The organism is Pseudoalteromonas sp. ATL1 (assembly GCF_058933015.1).
Window position 1 is genome coordinate 833,419 of the sequence record NZ_JBZYXL010000002.1, and the last position, 19,325, is coordinate 852,743.

At 42.1% G+C, this 19,325-nt stretch carries 19 protein-coding genes; 11 read left to right on the forward strand and 8 right to left on the reverse strand.

Features of this window, described 5'->3' with window-relative positions:
* The first annotated feature begins 523 nt into the window (after window positions 1-523).
* Entirely contained in the window at window positions 524-895 is a 372-nt protein-coding gene (locus tag AC5FX4_RS21645) for a hypothetical protein (RefSeq protein WP_493608489.1), read from the forward strand.
* A gap of 277 nt (window positions 896-1,172) precedes the next feature.
* Window positions 1,173-2,270: an ISAs1 family transposase gene (locus tag AC5FX4_RS21650; protein ID WP_493608490.1), complete on the forward strand. Its 1,098-nt coding sequence runs from the start codon at window positions 1,173-1,175 to the stop codon at window positions 2,268-2,270.
* Window positions 2,271-2,385: 115 nt separating this feature from the next.
* Here the strand turns inward: AC5FX4_RS21650 and AC5FX4_RS21655 are convergent, their stop codons facing one another.
* A complete protein-coding gene (locus tag AC5FX4_RS21655) occupies window positions 2,386-3,174 on the reverse strand; it encodes a PhzF family phenazine biosynthesis protein (protein ID WP_493608491.1) in 789 nt (262 codons plus the stop codon).
* A 520-nt stretch (window positions 3,175-3,694) separates the two neighbouring features.
* Here AC5FX4_RS21655 and AC5FX4_RS21660 point away from each other — a divergent pair.
* The 5 genes from AC5FX4_RS21660 (at window position 3,695) to AC5FX4_RS21680 (ending at window position 10,417) form a co-directional block, all read left to right on the forward strand.
* Window positions 3,695-4,480, forward strand: a complete 786-nt coding sequence (locus AC5FX4_RS21660; protein WP_493608492.1) for a hypothetical protein — start codon at window positions 3,695-3,697, stop codon at window positions 4,478-4,480.
* Between the two features lie 384 nt (window positions 4,481-4,864).
* A complete protein-coding gene (locus tag AC5FX4_RS21665; RefSeq protein WP_493608493.1) occupies window positions 4,865-6,832 on the forward strand; it encodes an FAD-dependent L-amino acid oxidase in 1,968 nt (655 codons plus the stop codon).
* 60 nt (window positions 6,833-6,892) lie between these two features.
* Window positions 6,893-8,695, forward strand: coding sequence for an alpha-keto acid decarboxylase family protein (locus AC5FX4_RS21670; RefSeq protein WP_493608494.1), 1,803 nt, complete (start codon window positions 6,893-6,895; stop codon window positions 8,693-8,695).
* A gap of 223 nt (window positions 8,696-8,918) precedes the next feature.
* Window positions 8,919-9,221, forward strand: a complete 303-nt coding sequence (locus AC5FX4_RS21675; protein WP_493608495.1) for a YciI family protein — start codon at window positions 8,919-8,921, stop codon at window positions 9,219-9,221.
* An 80-nt stretch (window positions 9,222-9,301) separates the two neighbouring features.
* Window positions 9,302-10,417, forward strand: a complete 1,116-nt coding sequence (locus AC5FX4_RS21680; protein WP_493608496.1) for an alpha/beta hydrolase — start codon at window positions 9,302-9,304, stop codon at window positions 10,415-10,417.
* 112 nt (window positions 10,418-10,529) lie between these two features.
* On the opposite strand, the gene AC5FX4_RS21685 is transcribed toward AC5FX4_RS21680, so the two are convergent.
* Window positions 10,530-10,661, reverse strand: a complete 132-nt coding sequence (locus AC5FX4_RS21685) for a hypothetical protein (protein WP_493608497.1) — start codon at window positions 10,659-10,661, stop codon at window positions 10,530-10,532.
* 98 nt (window positions 10,662-10,759) lie between these two features.
* Here AC5FX4_RS21685 and AC5FX4_RS21690 point away from each other — a divergent pair, with 98 nt between their 5' ends.
* Window positions 10,760-11,248: a 2-thiouracil desulfurase family protein gene (locus AC5FX4_RS21690; RefSeq protein ID WP_493608498.1), complete on the forward strand. Its 489-nt coding sequence runs from the start codon at window positions 10,760-10,762 to the stop codon at window positions 11,246-11,248.
* 140 nt (window positions 11,249-11,388) lie between these two features.
* Window positions 11,389-11,688, forward strand: a complete 300-nt coding sequence (locus AC5FX4_RS21695) for a DUF3088 family protein (protein WP_493608499.1) — start codon at window positions 11,389-11,391, stop codon at window positions 11,686-11,688.
* A 208-nt stretch (window positions 11,689-11,896) separates the two neighbouring features.
* On the opposite strand, the gene AC5FX4_RS21700 is transcribed toward AC5FX4_RS21695, so the two are convergent.
* The gene (locus tag AC5FX4_RS21700; RefSeq protein ID WP_493608500.1) at window positions 11,897-12,052 is read right to left on the reverse strand and encodes a hypothetical protein; all 156 of its coding nucleotides are present in this window, start codon (window positions 12,050-12,052) and stop codon (window positions 11,897-11,899) included.
* Window positions 12,053-12,633: 581 nt separating this feature from the next.
* Between AC5FX4_RS21700 and AC5FX4_RS21705 the strand changes: the two genes are divergently transcribed.
* A complete protein-coding gene (locus AC5FX4_RS21705) occupies window positions 12,634-13,155 on the forward strand; it encodes a hypothetical protein (protein ID WP_493608501.1) in 522 nt (173 codons plus the stop codon).
* Between the two features lie 241 nt (window positions 13,156-13,396).
* The gene (locus tag AC5FX4_RS21710) at window positions 13,397-14,020 is read left to right on the forward strand and encodes a hypothetical protein (RefSeq protein WP_493608502.1); all 624 of its coding nucleotides are present in this window, start codon (window positions 13,397-13,399) and stop codon (window positions 14,018-14,020) included.
* Between the two features lie 73 nt (window positions 14,021-14,093).
* Here AC5FX4_RS21710 and AC5FX4_RS21715 read toward each other — a convergent pair whose 3' ends face one another.
* From AC5FX4_RS21715 to AC5FX4_RS21735, 5 genes are all read right to left on the reverse strand, one after another.
* The gene (locus tag AC5FX4_RS21715; RefSeq protein WP_493608503.1) at window positions 14,094-14,645 is read right to left on the reverse strand and encodes a heme-binding protein; all 552 of its coding nucleotides are present in this window, start codon (window positions 14,643-14,645) and stop codon (window positions 14,094-14,096) included.
* 50 nt (window positions 14,646-14,695) lie between these two features.
* Window positions 14,696-15,037: a hypothetical protein gene (locus AC5FX4_RS21720; RefSeq protein ID WP_493608504.1), complete on the reverse strand. Its 342-nt coding sequence runs from the start codon at window positions 15,035-15,037 to the stop codon at window positions 14,696-14,698.
* Window positions 15,038-15,251: 214 nt separating this feature from the next.
* Window positions 15,252-15,644 (reverse strand): SpoIIAA family protein, encoded by a 393-nt coding sequence (locus AC5FX4_RS21725; protein ID WP_493608505.1) that lies wholly within the window; start codon window positions 15,642-15,644, stop codon window positions 15,252-15,254.
* A gap of 190 nt (window positions 15,645-15,834) precedes the next feature.
* Entirely contained in the window at window positions 15,835-17,325 is a 1,491-nt protein-coding gene (locus AC5FX4_RS21730; RefSeq protein WP_493608506.1) for a dipeptidase, read from the reverse strand.
* Window positions 17,326-17,427: 102 nt separating this feature from the next.
* Window positions 17,428-19,317: a DUF885 domain-containing protein gene (locus AC5FX4_RS21735; RefSeq protein ID WP_493608507.1), complete on the reverse strand. Its 1,890-nt coding sequence runs from the start codon at window positions 19,315-19,317 to the stop codon at window positions 17,428-17,430.
* Window positions 19,318-19,325: the final 8 nt, after the last annotated feature.

Genomic DNA, 19,325 nt, shown 5'->3' on the forward strand with positions numbered 1-19,325 from the left:
CGGTTATTCTATTAATATATGACGCTTTGACAGTTCAGCCTAGTTAAAGTAAATAACTTTTAACGACTCGTTGATACAAAATTACATTGATATATCCGATTTTAATAAACCTAAATCTATAATTACCTGAATACTCCAGCCCACTCACGGCGGGATCGCACTTTGGGAAACACCCAGGATAGTAAAGCCTGTGCACCATAACGTCCATATTAAGAATCGACTAGATATTATTGAATATTCTAACTACTTTAGTCCTTAATTTAATGCTCAATTTAAGCGACCAAAACTTCTTTTATTATGGCAATTAATCGAATAATCAAGTCTTAAAATACCCCTTTAAATTTTACAACATATTGAAAAATATACTTATCACCGCACACCCAAAAGCACACACACTCTAGAAAAAATAATATTTTACAATTTTAAATTATAATGGTAGCCTCTTTTTGGCAAGGTAATTACTCATTACCATGTTGCTGTAATAAAAATAAAAAATTATTAGGAACTAAAAAAGGAATGTATTATGAAACTAATAAAAAAACTCGCCCTTCCTGTATCACTTGCCTTAGGTGCTGTAATCGCTACTCCTGCAATGGCTGCGGATATGGTTTGTCATATTTCAGCTAAAAGAGGTGGGCAAACATGGGGCAATGGCACGTCAAACTGTAGTGCGTTTGATTTTAGCTTTAGCAACTCAACAACAGGTAGCTACACGATCAAGAACATTTCAAAGCCTTATAACTCAATCCGCTGGATTGATGGTTGTACTTCTGGCACTTCATGTAATGTGACTGTTCGCGCTTACAGTGTGGATCGTGGCGAAGCTTACATCCATTACAAAGACGGCTCGATAGAGCACGTCTCTGCAACAATGGATTACGAAACAGGCTACTAATTTAAGCCCCCACTCAAAAAGTATTTTTTGAGCCAGTAAAAGTGGATATCTGTGCGCAGCAATAAGCAGGTATCCGCATTTAGAATCCACTTTATTTATTATCTGAATTCAGACATTGCAAACTAAATAAGCATATTTGAGCTAGAAATTTAAACCACCTCTTATGTTATCTCTTCACATAGATATCACGGCGGGATCGCACTTTGTAAAAAGGCTTTAACACCCGCCTCTTTTCTGATCTAATAACGCCCACATTGTCACTATCTACTTGTTAATTATGTCGTTATTTAGCCACCTTGAACTTGTTGAAGATAAGCGTTCTTCTATCAATCAACATCATGATCTTACTGATGTTTTGTTTCTTATCATCTCGGCGGTTTTATCCGGTTGTGAGGGCTGGAAAGATATTGAAGTGTTCGGGCACAGTAAACTCCCTTGGCTCAGACAGTTCAGAGCCTTTAAACACGGTATTCCAACGCGACATAGCATTGCACGAATTCTTAAAACAGTGGAGACTGATTCATTGGTTTTGGCCTTGTTCAGTTGGGTCAACGAGCAACGGTCTCAATCTGATAAGCCAATCATTGCGTTTGATGGTAAAACCTTGCGCGGTGCCAGTAAAAAACGTGAGGATAACTTACACTTGGTGTCCGCCTTTGATTGTGAGTCCGGCCTAACCTTATACCAGCGCACGGTTGAGAATAAATCCAATGAAATTCCCGCAGTCAGAGTACTATTGGATGTACTAGATATTTCAGATTCAATCGTCACATTGGATGCGTTGCATTGTCAAAAAGCGATGCTATCAAAACTTACCTCACGAGGGGCTGATTATCTGGTTCAGGTTAAAGCAAACCAGAAAACACTCTATAAAGCAGTCACTTCGTGTTTTGAAACTGCCTTTGCCCAAGAGGAGAATTTACCTGAAGATGTACAAGTCAGCAGTGGTCATGGGCGTCAGGAAACGCGCATCACTTATGCACTGAAAGCAGATAAACTGCCTGAAGAGATAAAAGCAAAATGGCCTGGACTCACTTCACTGGTTGCGGTTGAAAGACACAACAAGTCCGGCTCAACAACAAAAATAGATACGCACTTTTATGTTACTTCTGTCGAGCCAGATGCGCAGATGTTGCAAAAAGCCATCCACCATCATTGGCACATCGAGAACCAACAGCACTGGGTGTTGGACGTGGTGTTTAAAGAAGATGCCTGTCAGATAAGTGAGCCGATTTCTGCGGAAAATATGGCGCTATTCAGACGGGTTGTTCGCAATCTGGTAAAACAGCACACAGGCCGTAAAGATTCGATACGTGGTAAATGCGTTCGGGCTAGTTTTGACGATGAATTTAGGGCAGAGCTTATCTTCGGTTAATGGTTGTTAACGAAGTATGCTCTCACCCTGACATAGATATAGCCACAAGGTGATTTTCGATAGCTTAAAAGCAGCTAACTTATACACAATAAGCCACAGACAAGTGCATGACTTGTCATTCACTGACCGTAATTTCTCCCTTCATATAATCTGCCGCAGCGCCTTTCAACAGCACACGATGCTCATGTACGTCGCACAAAACTGTACCACTGCGTGTAGACAACTGCTGCGCGACCAAGCTACTTTTGTTAAGCCGCTTCGCCCAATAAGGGGCGAGTTCACAATGCGCAGATCCAGTGACTGGATCCTCATCCACACTCAATTTAGGAAAGAAACAGCGGCTAACAAAATCCGTATGCTCTCCTTTGGCGGTGACCACCACCCCTCTTTTATCTAGCTTACGCCAAGCTGAAAAGTCAGGTTGCAACGCACGAACTTGCGCTTCATTTTCCAACACAGCAACATAATCAAAAGCAGCTAACACCAGTTGCGGCTCCATATCCTTCAATCCACCCAACAAAGCCAATGGCGCTGGGATCTCCTCTAGTACTGATGCAGGAAAGTCCATAACAAACACATCATCTTGTTGCGTGACGATTAAAGCGCCACTTCTAGTTTGGAACTGCACATTGGGTTGCGCATAACCCAGATGTTTGTACAGCACATGGGCGGTTGCCAAAGTTGCATGTCCACATAAGTCCACCTCATCCATCGGTGTAAACCAACGAAGCTCATACCCATCTGTGCCTTTTACAAAAAACGCCGTTTCCGACAAATTATTCTCTTGAGCAATTTTTTGTAGTAGCGCGTCGTCTAACCAATAGGGCAAAGGTACAACGGCTGCAGGGTTACCTTGAAAAGTCGCACTGGCAAATGCGTCGATTTGATAAATGGGTAATTTCATTGAAGCTCCTGAGTTTTAATGTGAATTGATAATTTAACCATTTATAAAACAAATAGCTAATTGGTATTCCCACGCTGATTTCAGGCTTTTCCTACAAACACGCTTTGTGCCTTATTCACACAAATCAACACAAAGCATCGATAAGCAACTTATTTTTATAATTATTAATAACTTGAATATTTTTCAAATGCAACAAACATCATTGAAACATTAACTTTGTAAGTGAAGCCATAATATTTTGGTGAACTTTATATTTTAGACAATTTAACAATGATTAACAGCTATTTGAAATAAACAATATTGATCTTAATCAAACTTTACTAGCTTATAATTCATATTATTAGATCGTAAAAATTCACAAAATCTAGTTTAAAACAATTTATTGATTTAAATCATCAAAATTCACAAAAATGACTTTAACAACGCTGTCATTGATAGATATTGTCAACTCGCTAGCAAGGAAGGGCCCATTTCCGCATTTACTAGTCAACTTTAAATGAAAACAAAAGGACAATTTGTAATGAAAAAGTTCAATATGGCTTTATCTTTAGTAACAGTACTCGCTTCTACCAACAGCATGGCATTACCTAACCAAGCATTTGATACTGATGGTTTTGAGCGTGTTACGGAGTATAGTCAAGGTCCAATCGCAACCTCTATTATCACCAGCGAGTTTGCACATCATCTTAACGTTTACCTACACCCACGCGCTAAAGGTGACTCATGTAGTTATGGTAACGTGTACAGCCATGAAACAGGTGAACAGATAGCACATGCTTATATATCAGAAGTACCCGCTCAAGTTTTCATTCAGCAGGCTGATGCTGAGATCCCTGAGCAGTACCTCACCACAAATAAACGTTTAAAAGTATCGTGTACGACGGTTGAAGGTGAAGACTACGACGTATTAGTTAATATACCTGGTGCACCTATCGTTGAATGGGAGTTAACGGCTGAACCGCGTGGTGAATTTGTACACCGCCCAAATACTTACGGTTATCACAGTGCATATCAAGTTACGAGTCATTTAAGAGTTAATAATCAAAGTAATAGCGGTCGCTGTGTTACTTTATCAAATCGTGGCGTTGAGCTTGGATTATTCCACGGTGAAGGTAGAAAAGGTCCTTTCCATTCTGATGTATTCATGACTGACACTACCGTTGACAACTCTCAAGCGGGACAACCTGTGCTTTATCAAATCATCGAATGCTCAAATGCGGCTGGTAAAACACTGGCAGTAAAAGTGCTTACGTTGACTAACCCAGATACCATCTATGCATTAGAAGATGAGTTAATCATAAAATAAGCACTAAATAGTATTGTTTACATCACGAAGCCTTCCTGTTTGGAGGGCTTTTTTATTTCATGCTTGTAATTACCATTTTCAAAAAATATCGAAATAAAAAGTCTTTTATTTCATACGCTAAACTTTCTTCTGCGGCCAAACTCCAATCTGTAATGCGTTGTAACACACATTAATTTACACATCTGCTACATTTAATTGAATGTGCTTTGCAGACTATGTTGAGCGTCACTCAAGTTCGACGACACTAACAACTGTCGCTAACCAAAGTACGTAAACAAGCAAAAAACTTTTATTCGCATCGCAAGCAAGGAAGGCACTCGTGGCAACTTCAAGTGAGTTTACTTTCCTTCTTGTATGAAGCGGCAACTAGATCAAGGAATTATCATGACCCATTATAAGTTTGGCAATGAGATTAAGAGTAAATCCCTCCCACACCATGTTGAAGTTGCGATTGTTGGTGCTGGCATGTCAGGTCTTTACAGTGCTTGGCGCTTACAAAATGAAACCTGTACTCAAAATTTCGCCATTTTCGAGCGTGCTAACCGCACTGGCGGTCGCTTGGATTCAGATCTAATTAATTTTAAAAACCAAAAGTCGGGACCAGAGCAACCACAAACCATCACAGTAAAAGAAGAACAAGGTGGTATGCGTTTCTTATTTGATGGTATGGATGACTTAATGGCACTGTTCTTAAAGCTTGATCTTCAAGATCAAATCGTGCCTTTTCCAATGAACAGAGGCGGTAACAACCGATTATTCTTCCGTGGTGAAAGCTTCTCGGTAAGCCAAGCATCACAAGACAACTTTGCTATTTGGTCACAGCTATATAACCTTGATCAATCAGAGCAAGGTATGAACCCAACTGAAATTGTGAATGTGGTATTCAACCGTATTTTACAAGCCAACCCACAATTTAATAGCCGCCCAGAAGTGAAAGGTCCTGAGTTTTGGCAGGCATTCCGCTTAGATTGCCAATGGAAAGGCAAAGCGCTAAACGAATGGACATTGTGGGATCTCTACTCAGATATGGGCTACTCGCAAGAATGTATTTCCATGCTGTATCGCGCACTGGGCTTCAATGGTACGTTCTTATCAAAAATGAATGCTGGGGTCGCATATCAACTACTAGAAGACTTCCCTGCAGACGCAAACTTCCGTACTTTCAAAGATGGTTTCAGTACCTTGCCTAATGCATTAGTAGAACAAATTGGTACTGACAAAATCCACTTACAAACGGAAATTGAAGCAATCGACTACGACGAAGAGCACAAAAAATACATTCTTCGCTACACTCACATTGACGAAAATAACAAAGAACATCGCGGCCACGTGCATGCTGATAAAGTGATCTTAGGCTTACCAAGAATCGCACTTGAGCGCTTGTTCATTGGCTCGAATGCTTTCCAGCGCTTGCCGAAACCAGAGTCTGAAAAAATTTGGAACACATTACAAACTGCGACCAACCAGCCACTTCTAAAAATCAATTTGTATTATGATTCAGCTTGGTGGGCAACGGGTATTACAGGCCGTCCTTCTGTCGAGTTTGGCCCTAACTTTGCGGATTTACCAACCGGTTCAGTTTATCCATTCTATGCGGTAAACGAACCACTGGTTGCGGCGCTTATGTATGAAGAGCGCAAAACACAACCAAGCAAAGAAACACAAGCAAAGCTCGATATAATTGATGCGCAAAAATATGATCGCCCTGCCGCGCTCACAATTTACTGTGACTATCTCAATATTAATTTCTGGAGTGCTTTGCAGAACAAGGGAGAGCTATATCACAACCCGCATCAAGATAAATATGTTGAAAGTGTGCCTTCTGATATTTACCCAGCATCAGAAGCGGTGGTTGAACAAGCAACTGCTTTTTTCAAAAATATCTTTGACACGCATTATGTACCGCAACCCGTGCTTACCAGCGCACGTATTTGGGAAGGCAGCGTTGACTTTAGTCTGCCTGCGAGCCAGCAGTTTGGTTATGGCGTACACCAGTGGGCGGTGGGTGCTGACGATAGAGAAGTCATGGCAGAGTTGACAGAGCCACTCCCTAACCTGTTCACTTGTGGTGAAGCATTCTCTGATTACCAAGGCTGGGTTGAAGGTGCATTACGCTCTACAGACCTTGTATTAAAACAAGGCTTTGGTTTAGAACCTATGAACGAAGTTTACCAACAACAAACCGGTGTAGCGCCTTCAATTGCCATTAAAGCCGTTTACGAAGAAAACGCCACCAAGCTTATCAATGAATATATTGATCCACAGTTAAGCCTAAGTGACGCGCCAATCGACAAAACACGCGATCTAACCAGCGTGCTGGGTGTTAACTTAACGTACTTCGATAAAGCTTAACTTCTCCCTCATGGAGGTGCATTGCACCTCCTTCTCAGTTTCAACATTCCGAGAAAAATTATGAACAGTGTCATAAATGAATATTGCGTTGCTGACTATTTGAAAGCACGACTAGAAGAAATTGGCGTAGAACAACTGTTTGGCGTTGCGGGCAATTATACCGCTGCATTACTTGACGTGATCTTGTCTGACGACAATTCACCCATCAAAATTTCAGGTAATGCTAATGAGATTTGCGCAGGGTTTGCAGCAGACGCGTATGCTCGCTTAAAAGGCGTAAGCGCACTTTACGTAACCTACAGTGTGGGCGCATTTAGCTTACTCAATACCATTGCAGGTTCGTTTGTTGAGCAAGTACCTGTGATTTTAATAAACGGCGCGCCAACGAATAAAGAAGATCAGATCTCAAAGCAAGCTGGCCTGCTTTACTCACATACAACAGGTTATGATTTTGTTGATATTCACATGTTTAAACCAATCACGGTTGCAGCAGAGCGTATCACCAATGCGCAGCAAGCCCCTTTTCAAATTGATTCAGCCATCACGGCGATGCTGACTCAAAAGCGCCCCATTTATTTTGAAGTGGCAGAGGATGTATGGCGTACACCGTGTGAAAAGCCTCATGGCAAACTCAAGTCAGGTATCGACGCTACAATCACGGTCAGTGAAGCAAAAAATGCGGCTAAGGCGACTATCGACCTTATGCTAAGCAAACCGAACAGTATATTTTGGGCTGGTATTGAATTACAGCGATTTGGCTTACAAGATAAATTCTTAGAACTACTCGCTTTACTTAATCATTCACACACACTACCAAACCAACATATTCACTTTGTTACTTCAGCATTGAGCAAGTCGGTTATTGAAGAAACACACCCTTGGTTCGAAGGTTGTGTAACACTCAAAAACGAAGAGATTGATGCATTGGTGGGTGATGATGGCGCACTTATTGGTATTGGTGCGTGGACAACAGGCAAGGATACCGGGAACGAAGACATCCGCAGTGATAAAACCGTGCTAGCCGCTCATGATGGCGTGTTTGTTGGCGCTAACTTTTACCCATCGGTGCATCTAAAAGATTACTTGGATCAACTTATCGCACAGTTTGCCGAACTAGCAAAAACCAACCCTGCTCAAATGCAGGGGCTGCGTTTAACCAAACAACTCCAATTAAGAGCCTGTACAGTACCTAATTCTGATAGCACTTTAGGGTATGACAACTTCTTCCATACAATGAGCCAATGGCTAACCGAAGATGATGTGATGGTTGTTGATGCTGGTTTTCCACTGATTGGAGCACAAGGTGTTAAGATCCCAAGCCGCAATGGCTTTGTGGCACAAGCTGCATGGCTTTCAATCGGATACTCTGTCGCTGCTGGCACAGGGGTAAAATGTGCTTACCCAGACAAACGTTCAATCGTCGTTGTGGGTGATGGTGCATTCCACGAAACCTGCCAAGCGGTCGCCGATCAACATGCTTATGGGCAAAATACGGTGGTATTTGTAATTGCCAACGGCATTTACGGTATCGAGCAATATCTGGTTAATCCAAATCCATTCAGAACACCACCCGTTGACTATCAAGATCCACTTCTCGACAGCGTTTATGCTTACAACGAGTTACCGAGCTGGAACATTTCCAAGCTAACCGACGCCTTTGGTGGTGTTGGGCGCAAGGTTCAACATATGAGTGAACTACTTGCGGTGATGGAAGAAATTCGCTGTAATCCAGATACAAACTATTTGGTTGAAGTCTGTATTCCGAAGGAGAATGTTCCTTCATCTATCGCGCAAGAAGCCGGCACCGCCGTGGGCGAGGATGAAATTGACAATCCAAACTGGCCACCAGCGGGAAAATTTTAGCCACATTTATTTTAAGCTTTCATAGCCCTGCTCACCACGCAGGGCTTTTATACACCGTCACACCAGTGTGCTTTAAAGTAACACACCAATACTCAAATCATCTTCCGTCAAACCAGTCTATAAACCACTGCTCTTGCTATATCTCAATGCCATTGTGTGATATAAATTATTTGTAATATCAAAGAGCTAACTTCTATGTTTCAAACAAAATAAAGGATGTAATATGCAATTTATCATCACCGCTTATGACTACACGGACGAAGATGCGATAAACAGACGCTTAGCGTGCAGAGAAGAACACATGGCTGGCATTAAGAGGATGGTCAAAAACGGCTCATTTTTAAGCGGTGGCGCCATGCTTGATAGCAACGGCAAGATGATTGGTTCTTCCGTTCATGTCGAATTTGAAAATAGGGCTGTACTGAACGCATGGCTTGACAGCGATCCTTATGTCACCAACCAAGTTTGGGGAAAAATAGAAGTGAGTGAAGCGCGTTTAGTGCCGGTAGAAGAATTTAAATTTTAAGAAATTAGATGTAACAACCCATTATTATTTTCAACACTCAACGCAGTTAAAACAGGATTGTCATGAGAATAGCCTCTTTAATGTTTTTAGTTTTTGCACATTTTTCTTACGCAGATACCGAGAGATTGTCTTTTTCCTCAAAGTTTATCGACGAAACCGTTACCGTACAAATATCCTTACCTGACACCTACCACCATTCAGATTCTTTTAAATACCCTTTGCTGTTAACCCTCGATGGGTCAATGCAATTTAACCATATTACCGCAAGCAATCAGTTCTTAAGCAGTTACGCCATCACGCCTGAGATGATCACGGTTGGGGTCAGCGTACTGAAGCGCATGCAATATTTCACGCCGACAGAGCATGAACAGTTTATTGGCCGATCCGGCCAAGCGCATTTATTCAAAGCATTTTTGCAGCAAGAACTGATCCCCAAACTCAAAGAAAAATATCGCATAGCGCCCTATTACAGCATTTCTGGCCACTCGCTAGGCGGGCTGTTTACCAGCTATCTGGCACTTCAAAAAGATGCCATTTTTCATAACTATATATCAACCAGTCCGAGCTTTTGGTGGGGTGATGGCAGTCTGATTAAAGACTATAAAACGCTGCCCAATAAACATTTTAATACTGCTCGCTCATGGTTTTTTAGCATGGCAAGCGAGCCAGGAGAGATGATTGATAACTACACTAAAATGCTTGACGCGTTAAATGCTAAATCACTTGCCAATCTGACTTGGCACACTGAACGCTTTGTTCATGACACGCACGATAGTACGCCATTACCCGCCAATATGAGCGCACTAAAAACCCTCTTTAGTGATTGGAATGCAGTACCTGAAATAGACGTGATGTCACTCAGCCAGATACACACGTTTTATCAGCAAAAAAGCCAACAATATGGCTACAACATGCCCCTAGGTGTACACCAATACAACGTATACGGACTAAAAGCCGCGTACGAAGGAAAAACACAATGGGGTGTCGAAATTTTAGAAAAAGGTGTACAAGTGTTTAATAAATCTGAAATTCTATGGGACAGCTTAGCAACCGCATACACCCTAAACAAACAACACCAGCAGGCATTAGACGCATCCAAAACAGCCGTGAAGCTCGCCAAAGTAAATTCATCGATGTTTTTAAATGAAATACTTAGCCAAAACAAACAGCTCACCAAAAAATTGTTAAGTGACTGAAAATAGAAGATAGTTTTTAATGTCGTCGCTCATATCTGCTTTTATCGTGTTGATGAGTTGTATTGCTCAAGATGATAGGCAGGTATGAGTGAGGATTGGGCTTTGATAAAATTTATATCAATGTACGAAATGCAAAACCTGACACCCGTTGTTTTCTTGAACGCACCTGATTGTTTGCGTGCACGTAAACCTGCAAAACATCTTTTGCCAAATCAACATCGGTCACTGTAGTATTGTTCATCATTGTATGGCTCCAATCATAAAAGCTAGCTCTAATAAGCGTAGCAGGAAGGAGGGAGTCTAATTATCTGTTAGCTATTTCTGGTATATAAAGGAGTTTCGGTGGTAAAAGTTCTCGTCAGTTCGTGTTTGGTTGGAAACAACGTTAGATACAATGCGAGTTGTTTATCAATGCCAGAGTCTGAGTTGCTTTGGCTTAAGTCAAATACAGAACTCGTGATCTTTTGCCCCGAGGTGTCAGCAGGTCTGCCTATTCCAAGGGCACCTGCTGAAATCATCAGAGGGAACGGTGTTGATGTACTAGATGGTTTGGCAAATATTGTCACAAATGATGGCGTTGATGTTACTAAACAATTTGTAAATGGTGCAGAGAGAGCTTTGGAACTATGCAAAAAACAGCAAATAAAGTACGCAGTACTCGCAGAGGGCAGTCCTTCCTGCGGTAGTTCAAAAATTTACAATGGCACATTCAACGGGGTTAAAATCGATGGCTCAGGAGTAGCTACTGCATTGTTAGAGCGCAATGACATTAAAGTCTACAGTCAGAATACGATAGCTAAACTCCGAAAAGCGTTGGAAAAAAATAGCTAACAAGGCGTTCTAGACGGATTCAAAACGCTTGGCGATTTCAGTTTTATTCAGGTTAAGCGTTTACGGTACAATGCTTTGCGCTCAGCGGTCTGCGTTAAGCTTTCAGAAAATTTGTGCATATCAACATGGAGTAGTAATTGGTGAAACCTAAATTATTTGTTTTAAAAATGCCATTTGAAGATGGTCCCGGAAAAATGTGGATCTGTTCACACTGTGCACTTATTGAAGGTGCATTGTCAGTAAACACGCACTGGGAGGATATGGTGGAAGTTCGCCGTGTAGAGTTTCCAAAACCAAGAAAAGAAGTAGTGGATATATTGGGTGAAGATAACCAATGGCTTCCTGTACTTATACTCGAAAATAATAAGACGATCACTGAACCTGTGGAAATTATTAACTATTTAGCAAATGAATTTGGTGGGGCCGCAGCACACCCGTAGTTCGAGTAAAGTGAGCCTAGCAGGGTCGTAAACGAGGTAAGTCGGGTTGCGTCTTGTCGGATGACGCTTCGCTTATCACGCCCTACATTATGCAAACAGCATTTACACGAGCACTTGAAGTTGTTTTGGGTCGTTTGGTCTATTCAAAATTGAGTTATTAAAAGTTACATGGGAAGTAAACCCTTGGGGCTTACTTCCTCGATTTATTTTACGGACAAACCTGCTCGGTATAACAAACAGGATAGCTGTACTGACACATCCATGGCGCTGTGTATCCACCTCCGACTTGAGGTGTTTGAACTACAGGTAGATTTGCTTTATTGCTTAGCGCTTTGACTGCTTTTTTCTTTAGTTTTATGTTCATTTTTCTCTCCTTTGACTTGTTGAAAACCCATCTTAAGAAAAATGACGCTTTTCATAAAATGAATAAAATTCAAACAAAGTAAGCATTAAAAAACAGCGCAGCGCGCCTTATGCCGACCAACTTCAAAATGTAGGTTGGTTAAGCCGAAGGCGCCATCCTACAGTGTGTCAGGCGCACGCATTGAAAACCCGCTTCTGCCACATATCCAACCATCAGGTTTTTTAGGCCGCCTTACTTTACGTGTTGATTTTTCACGATATGACTCATCACTTTCGGATGGCGCTTCGCTTATCACGACCTACCATGATGCTCTTCATTGATGGTTTCATTTGACCAAAAGGAAAGTTTTGGGGTACATATATTCTTCCTAACGGTTATCTGTATCCTATAAGCGGGACTTTAAAGAAAGAATCTACCTCAATGCTCGGTTCTATTACGATTCACCCCAAAATTGGGCTGGTAGTGATTAATATGGGACTAGACGAATAGAGGAGATAATAGCTATAAAAATCAACTGAGTGGGATGCAGTAAACAGCAACCCTTCTTGAATAGTTAGACCCTTTTTACGGAGTAATTATACATGGATATTTGTTTGATAAAGAACACTGCAGAGATACAAAGATTAAGAGAACTTTACACAAGTACTTATTTTAATAGGCGGTATATTGGCTGGTGTGATGAGTTTGATAAGCAGTTTGACAAAAACTCAGATTGGTTTTGTTTACCGGATAAGAATGTATTTTGTCGTGTAACATACAAAGGACCTCATGCTATACCTATAGATAAAGGCAACGAATCAATTATTCCAATATCTGCTGAAGTTTGTGAAATTAACAATTTTCTTTATCAAGAAACGACTGAAGCAATAACGCTTATCGATTTGGTGTTTAAGGAACTAGAAAAAAGAGGAATAACTCAAATTTTTTGCATAGTCGACTCAAAGTTTAAAAAATCATATAGCTTTAATACTAATGTGTATGGGTTTCATAAGGTTGGGAGTGAGCTTTCTTTTCCTGATGTTCTTCATAAGAAAACTAAAGACAAGGTTATTTGGGATGTATTAGTAAAAAAACGAACTGAAAGCGGTTTTTCACGTGCATAACAGAGGCTATGGCGCCAATAACTAATTTTAAACTTTTGCCGCTTTGCACGAACGCACATGCACGCTCGTTATCGAGTAAAGATTATTGCCCATTTCGACATATTTCCGATAAAAGTACATGCAGCCTCATACATCAAATTGGGTCGTTCTCACCATACTTAGCCTGTGCTTTTAAGCGCAACTTTAAGCACACAGGACTCCATCAAGGAGGTTTATTTACAGGTATAAGGAGAATAACGTTATGAAACATGTATTAACTTTTTGCTTAGCGGCATGCGCACTATCTGCATCGGCTGTTCAAGCGCAAATATACAAACCGACTTTAACCCAAGAAGGTAACCAATGGCTGATCACCTTTCATGATGATCGCGCGTCTAATCATGCCCGATGGGCAACTCAAGGCATATGCTTCTACTACGTAGGCATGAATGGCACCCACGAAGTCTATCGCTGGGTATCAAATACCTATCCAAATTGGAATGGTGTTGCAGAAAAAGAGGGCGACCAAGTCTTCATGTACGGCGACTTTTGGAATGAAAGAGGCCATGATGGCATGGAGTGGGAAATGGTGACTCAAGTCAGGGATAACCGCGCTGAAATGGGCGCTGGTCATTGGCATGAGTGGGTAGAAAACACCAAATTTGGCAGTTTTTGGTACTTTGGTAATGCCCATTTTGAGCGTAAAGGCTATTGTAGTATCAGCCGTCAAAGTGGTAAGTCAACGATGCAGGCAAGCGGTGAATCATATGATGACGACATCGGTTTGCAATTATCCGAGCAAGCACTTGAGAAATACCGAAACTTAGATCAGCCCACTGATCCTGAAGGGAATTTCCTTTCACCAATGGGTCAAGTCGAAAAATAAAGCCGGGCTTTAAATGAGTATTTAAAATAAGGCAAGGCAGCTTAACGCTGCCTTTTTTGTGTTTATTAATCCGTTAGCTTGATTGCTTTTCAAGCGTATTGATACTGATGTGTGGCCATTTGATCAAACCTTGGCCGTCAGGTCTGTCAAAGAACTCTAACATTACAGTTTGCGTGTATTGCAGCAGCATCTTTGGCTCACCATTGGGTAGCTTTTCATTTAACTCGTAGATCCAGAAAATAGAGCTTACTTCAGTCGCATTTGCTTGTCTGGTTACAAATGGAATGTTGTTTACACCACCACTTGCCAGCGCAGAATCTACTTTAAGCTGGGTGACATTGGCGATTTTACCTTGTTGGTAAAATGGCATGATCGCCTGCTTTAAAAGGTCATTTGGTTTGGTCGGGTCAAACACATTTTGAAATGGGTGCTCATGAAAATGTAAATATGGATGTAAGTAAGGATTAGCAAGATCCTGATTAACACCGATTGGTAAACCGCTGATATTTGGAATATCAAACCCTGTTTTACTTTTAGCACTGTGGCCCAATGCCATCACAGAGTCACCATGTGGAATGCTCGATAAACGGGCAATATCCAAGTCCCCTGTAATGTGATCTTTCATATGAAGCCATAGACCAGGCTCATGGTGAATCGCTAAACCCGCACCACCTGCTAAACCTGACTCTGGTGAACGGCAGCAGCAATTTGGTCAATAGCTTGTACATAATCAACCGTAAATACTTCTTGGTCGCCGTTGAGGCCTCGGTTTGGTACATTCTTATCAACCAATTGGAATGTTAACACTTCATTGTATTGGTTGTTTAAAAGGCGATAGTCGTGAGCGCCGGTTGGAAAAGGTAAAGCTATCATATTCCAGCCATGGCCTTTAAACTGCCCGGTGTTTTCCCATACTCCTGGTAACTGTGCCAAGGGGCCCAATACGGGCTCGGTGGTAGATGCAATCTCAAAAGCACGTTTTGAAACTTTTTGTTCTATTTTACCTGCGTTAGACATGTTCCCTTCTAATAAAAGTGCGTCTTGCTACATAGGCCCTTTAGGTGTAGTCGAAAAGTGGAGGATTGCGAATTACGTGGCGTTACAAATTGGATACTTCATCGATATGTCATATTTTGTGTCGCTGGGCATCGTGATAAATGCGTATTTTGTGAATAAGGCATAAAAATGCCCACCGCTAGGTAGGCACATATGAGGTGTTGTTCAATACCCGTTAGTCTTTTGCTGGACGCCCTAATAACCACGTTTTTGCTTCGTTGATTTCGGTAAAAGTCTCAACTTCTGCCCCAATAAACCATCCTGCCACCTTCATCAACAATTCTTGCCAGCCTTTTGAGCCAACTACTGCGACACGCTCAAAATTTGCGCCATATTTAACGCCCAACTTTAAGTCATCCCAAGCAGCTTGAAGCTCCCAACCGTCTAGCTTAGTCACATCGGCCAACACTTTGATACGCGGGTGTTTAACGTGCGCAAAAGTGGCATCTATAATAGGCGTCATGGTTTGGTAGTCTTCATGTGTCAACTTACCAAACGCCTTGATATGCATTAAAAAGTCATCATATATACGCTCAATACCTAAGGAAAATCCGTGCTGCTGAGACATAAAGTTTCTCCGATTTAAATACCAGTTAGTGAATCTGCGTTTTAGGTAGACAAGCGCGCAGAGTTGCACAAGTCATAACGCACACAACGTTGACATAGCACAAACTTTAGACAAGTTTTACGTTAAAAAGAGAGTGAAAAGAACAAATAGTAAGAAAGCCTCGCATGAACGCGAGGCTATGAAGTACAAATTACATGTTACCAAGCTCAATCATCATCGCCGTATACATGTGTAAGTTGAGCTGAAGTTGCTCAGGCGTAATGAACTCATGCTCCGAGTGGCCCGTATACTTTTTGCCCGGCATCGACGGGCCAAAACTGACTGCATTATCAAACAGTTTAGCATTGGTGCCGCCGCCAATTGAAACAAACCCTGCGCTCTCATCTTGGGTGTAATGCTTAAAAATATCTAAGAGTTTTTGCGCGTGTGGTGCACCATCTAATAGCATGGGCTCGCCAATATCCACTTTAACCCCTACCAAGTTGAATTGATTGTCACTTTGCCATGTTTTAATTGCTTCACCAATTTGCGACTCTAGCAGTTGTGCCTCTTTCCCTACTGGCCTGCGTAAATTCACCGATAAAGTGATAGAACCGTTATCTCGTGCGAGCAACGTAGGTGCAACAGTCATAGGGCCCATAAAGTCATGACTATACGCAATATCGCCAAACTGCTCACCATAGAGGCCTGTGCCAATGAGTTGGTTTATAAACTGTAGTGCTTGTCCATCGGCATTGCTCTCAAGCTTCACACCCTTAAACAACTCAGCGAGATAAGCAATTGCGTTCACCCCTGACTCTGGCTCGGAAGAGTGAGCAGACACTCCTTTTACTTTAACTTCTACTGCACCTTGTTTAGGCATAAATTCAACCTTCACTTGGTTCAACTGTTGTGCGCTTGCTTTGATTTGAGCCAGTAAGGTTGACGAGGCATTGTGCAGCACAACGCTGGCATCTTCAGGTATTTGGCTTTTAAATGCGCCGCCTTTTAAGTCGCTCACATACACACCGGTATGCGCTGACTCGCCAGTAAAAGTTGGCTCAACTAAACTCCAACCTTTTTCTGCCACCACAACGGGGTAACTTGCATCGATGGTGATCGCATACTTAGGCTGCTCATAAGTTTTCATAAACGCTTTGAGCGGCTCCCAGTCCGACTCTTCGGCTAAATAGATCATCAGCTCTATGCGGTTGTTCAATACAACGCCCTGATCTTTAATCGCTTTCATTGCATAGAGAGCGGTGGCAATGGGGCCTTTATCATCTTCAGTACCACGGGCGATCAGCTTACCGGGCTCAGAGCTTGCGTCTAACATAAACGGACTTTTTTGCCATTTACTGGCATCGGCAGGCTGAACATCACCATGTGTTACTACCGTAACTTTATCCCGTTGTTCACCTAGACCGATTAGCACGGTATGGCCCTTGTCTTGATAATCTAAGCCAAGTTGCGCCGCCTTGATACGCAATAAGTGCTTAAAACCAATAAATGCCGGATTTTCTCGTGTATCTAGCCCTTCTTGATTCACAGTTGGAAACGACACTAAGTTTGCCAAGGTATGAATTTGCGCTTGTTGGTAATTATCCACCGCATACTGAGCAACACTCACGCTCGTTTGATCAAGATTGGCATGGCTGCTCATCGCCATAAAAAGTGCACTAAGCAAAGAGAGTTGTTTCATATTTGTTCCTGTCATGTTGAACATCTAGCCAATGACGAATTCATCGTCATAAAACAACAAAGGGGCTAATACCCCAATGTAAAAACCGAAAAACCTTTGGGGCTAGGCTTTTTTCAGCTCACTTACCCAGTTTTTCACATCTTGCTCCACAATCACTAACGGACGTGCACCTTTAAGTAAAACGAGGTCGTGGAATGCCTTAATATCAAACTTATCGCCAAGCGCTTTTTGCGCCATAGTACGCAACTCAACCAGCTTAAGCATGCCTAGTTTGTACCCAAGTGCTTGTCCAGGCCATGCGATATAACGGTCAATCGCGGCAGTTACATCGCTCATTGCTGTGCCCGTCGCTTGCGCAAAATACTCAATCGCTTGCTGACGAGTCCATTTTTTATGATGTAGACCTGTATCTACCACTAAACGTGCAGCACGATACACTTCCGCTTGTAAACGTCCTAAATCACCAAATGGGTCGTTTTCGTACATACCCATTTCATAGGCAACCAGCTCAGAGTATAGCGCCCACCCTTCAATATACGCGTTGAAAGACGCGTTTTGACGCATGAGTCCAATATCAGTTTGCAATAGGTTAAGTGCAATTTGGAAGTGGTGCCCTGGTACAGCTTCATGATAAGTCAGTGTTTTTAATCCAAAGCTCGGTACTGCCTTCATGTCTTTAAGGTTAATAGCAAAAATACCCGGGCGGCTACCATCTAGCGATGGACCATTGTAATAACCACCTGGCGCGCCTGCTTCAACCGCTTTCGGGATACGTTTAACTTCTACTTTTTGAGGCGGCAAAGTTGAAAACAATGAAGTCGCTTTCTTGTTAATGGTTTCAATTTCACCGCGTAAGAATGCCAATAACTTTTCACGTCCTTCATCACTGTCTTCATACAAAAAACGCGCTTCTTCATTCAGCTGCTTCATTCTGTCACCAACGCTACCTTCGCTGTAGCCATTCGCTTTTAGAATTTCGTCCATACGTTTGGTGATACGTTCAACTTCTTGCAAGCCAATATTGTGGATCTGCTCTGCGCTCATATCTGAGTCAGCTAAGTAGGTGATTGAATGTTGATAGAATGCTTCACCATTGGGTTGTGCCCAAACGCCTACATCTGTTGGTGCTTTCTCTTCAAGCGCTTGCATATCTGCTGTCACTTTTGCAAAAGCCGGATAAATTTTATCAGCCACTAAACTCGCCGCTTCGCGCACCATCGTTGCTTTTTGCTCATCTGACATGGCATCAACCGACGCTAGTTTTTCAGCAAATGAACTCACCAACGGGTGCTCATTTGCACTTGGCGCTGTAAAGTTATTCAAATACCCCAATGTATTAGCGAATAATGGCTTAGGTAAGATCACCCCTTTTTGCGCATCCGCTGCGACTTTCGAACGAACTTGCTCAACCATAGTGGCAAATACATCTAAGCGTTTTAAATAATTTTCAGCATCCTTTTCCGACTCTACTCCATGCTGATCTTTCAATACATTTGGAATATCTACCAACGGACCTGATAATTGATTGACGATATAAGGTAGGTGACCACCCCACGTATCGATGTAACCGGCAGAAAACTGACTGTCACCTGCATAGTAACGAGCTAAAACTTCATTCACTTCAACATGCAGTCGCTGCTCATCACTTAATTGTGATTGTTGTAACTGCTTGAGCTGCTCCGCCGCTTTACTCATTTCAATTTGTAAGGCCTGCATACCCGCTAACGAGTAGTTAGGTAACTTGGCAGCGTACTCTCCGTATTGTTCAACTGGTAGCTTCAATGAAGTTGCAAGCGCAGGTTCGTGAGCAATGAATGCTTTTGTGTAGTTATCCACCACAGTATCGACCGACTGCAATTTTGCATCTGCAGTTATTGCTTTTGAGGCCGAAGAATTAGAAACGGATGTTGTGCTCTCTGATGAGCAACCTGTTAACGCAACAATAACAGCGAGACTCGCTAGGCTAGGCTTAAGAAAACCTGCATTTTTCATGATATGAC

Bases quoted from the DNA above. Each gene is read 5' to 3' on its own strand.
- AC5FX4_RS21645 (WP_493608489.1), top strand. From the start codon at position 524: ATGAAACTAATAAAAAAACTCGCCCTTCCTGTATCACTTGCCTTAGGT.
- AC5FX4_RS21650 (WP_493608490.1), top strand. From the start codon at position 1,173: ATGTCGTTATTTAGCCACCTTGAACTTGTTGAAGATAAGCGTTCTTCT.
- AC5FX4_RS21655 (WP_493608491.1), bottom strand. From the start codon at position 3,174: ATGAAATTACCCATTTATCAAATCGACGCATTTGCCAGTGCGACTTTT.
- AC5FX4_RS21660 (WP_493608492.1), top strand. From the start codon at position 3,695: ATGAAAAAGTTCAATATGGCTTTATCTTTAGTAACAGTACTCGCTTCT.
- AC5FX4_RS21665 (WP_493608493.1), top strand. From the start codon at position 4,865: ATGACCCATTATAAGTTTGGCAATGAGATTAAGAGTAAATCCCTCCCA.
- AC5FX4_RS21670 (WP_493608494.1), top strand. From the start codon at position 6,893: ATGAACAGTGTCATAAATGAATATTGCGTTGCTGACTATTTGAAAGCA.
- AC5FX4_RS21675 (WP_493608495.1), top strand. From the start codon at position 8,919: ATGCAATTTATCATCACCGCTTATGACTACACGGACGAAGATGCGATA.
- AC5FX4_RS21680 (WP_493608496.1), top strand. From the start codon at position 9,302: ATGTTTTTAGTTTTTGCACATTTTTCTTACGCAGATACCGAGAGATTG.
- AC5FX4_RS21685 (WP_493608497.1), bottom strand. From the start codon at position 10,661: ATGATGAACAATACTACAGTGACCGATGTTGATTTGGCAAAAGATGTT.
- AC5FX4_RS21700 (WP_493608500.1), bottom strand. From the start codon at position 12,052: ATGAACATAAAACTAAAGAAAAAAGCAGTCAAAGCGCTAAGCAATAAA.
- AC5FX4_RS21705 (WP_493608501.1), top strand. From the start codon at position 12,634: ATGGATATTTGTTTGATAAAGAACACTGCAGAGATACAAAGATTAAGA.
- AC5FX4_RS21710 (WP_493608502.1), top strand. From the start codon at position 13,397: ATGAAACATGTATTAACTTTTTGCTTAGCGGCATGCGCACTATCTGCA.
- AC5FX4_RS21715 (WP_493608503.1), bottom strand. From the start codon at position 14,645: ATGAAAGATCACATTACAGGGGACTTGGATATTGCCCGTTTATCGAGC.
- AC5FX4_RS21720 (WP_493608504.1), bottom strand. From the start codon at position 15,037: ATGTCTAACGCAGGTAAAATAGAACAAAAAGTTTCAAAACGTGCTTTT.
- AC5FX4_RS21725 (WP_493608505.1), bottom strand. From the start codon at position 15,644: ATGTCTCAGCAGCACGGATTTTCCTTAGGTATTGAGCGTATATATGAT.
- AC5FX4_RS21730 (WP_493608506.1), bottom strand. From the start codon at position 17,325: ATGAAACAACTCTCTTTGCTTAGTGCACTTTTTATGGCGATGAGCAGC.
- AC5FX4_RS21735 (WP_493608507.1), bottom strand. From the start codon at position 19,317: ATGAAAAATGCAGGTTTTCTTAAGCCTAGCCTAGCGAGTCTCGCTGTT.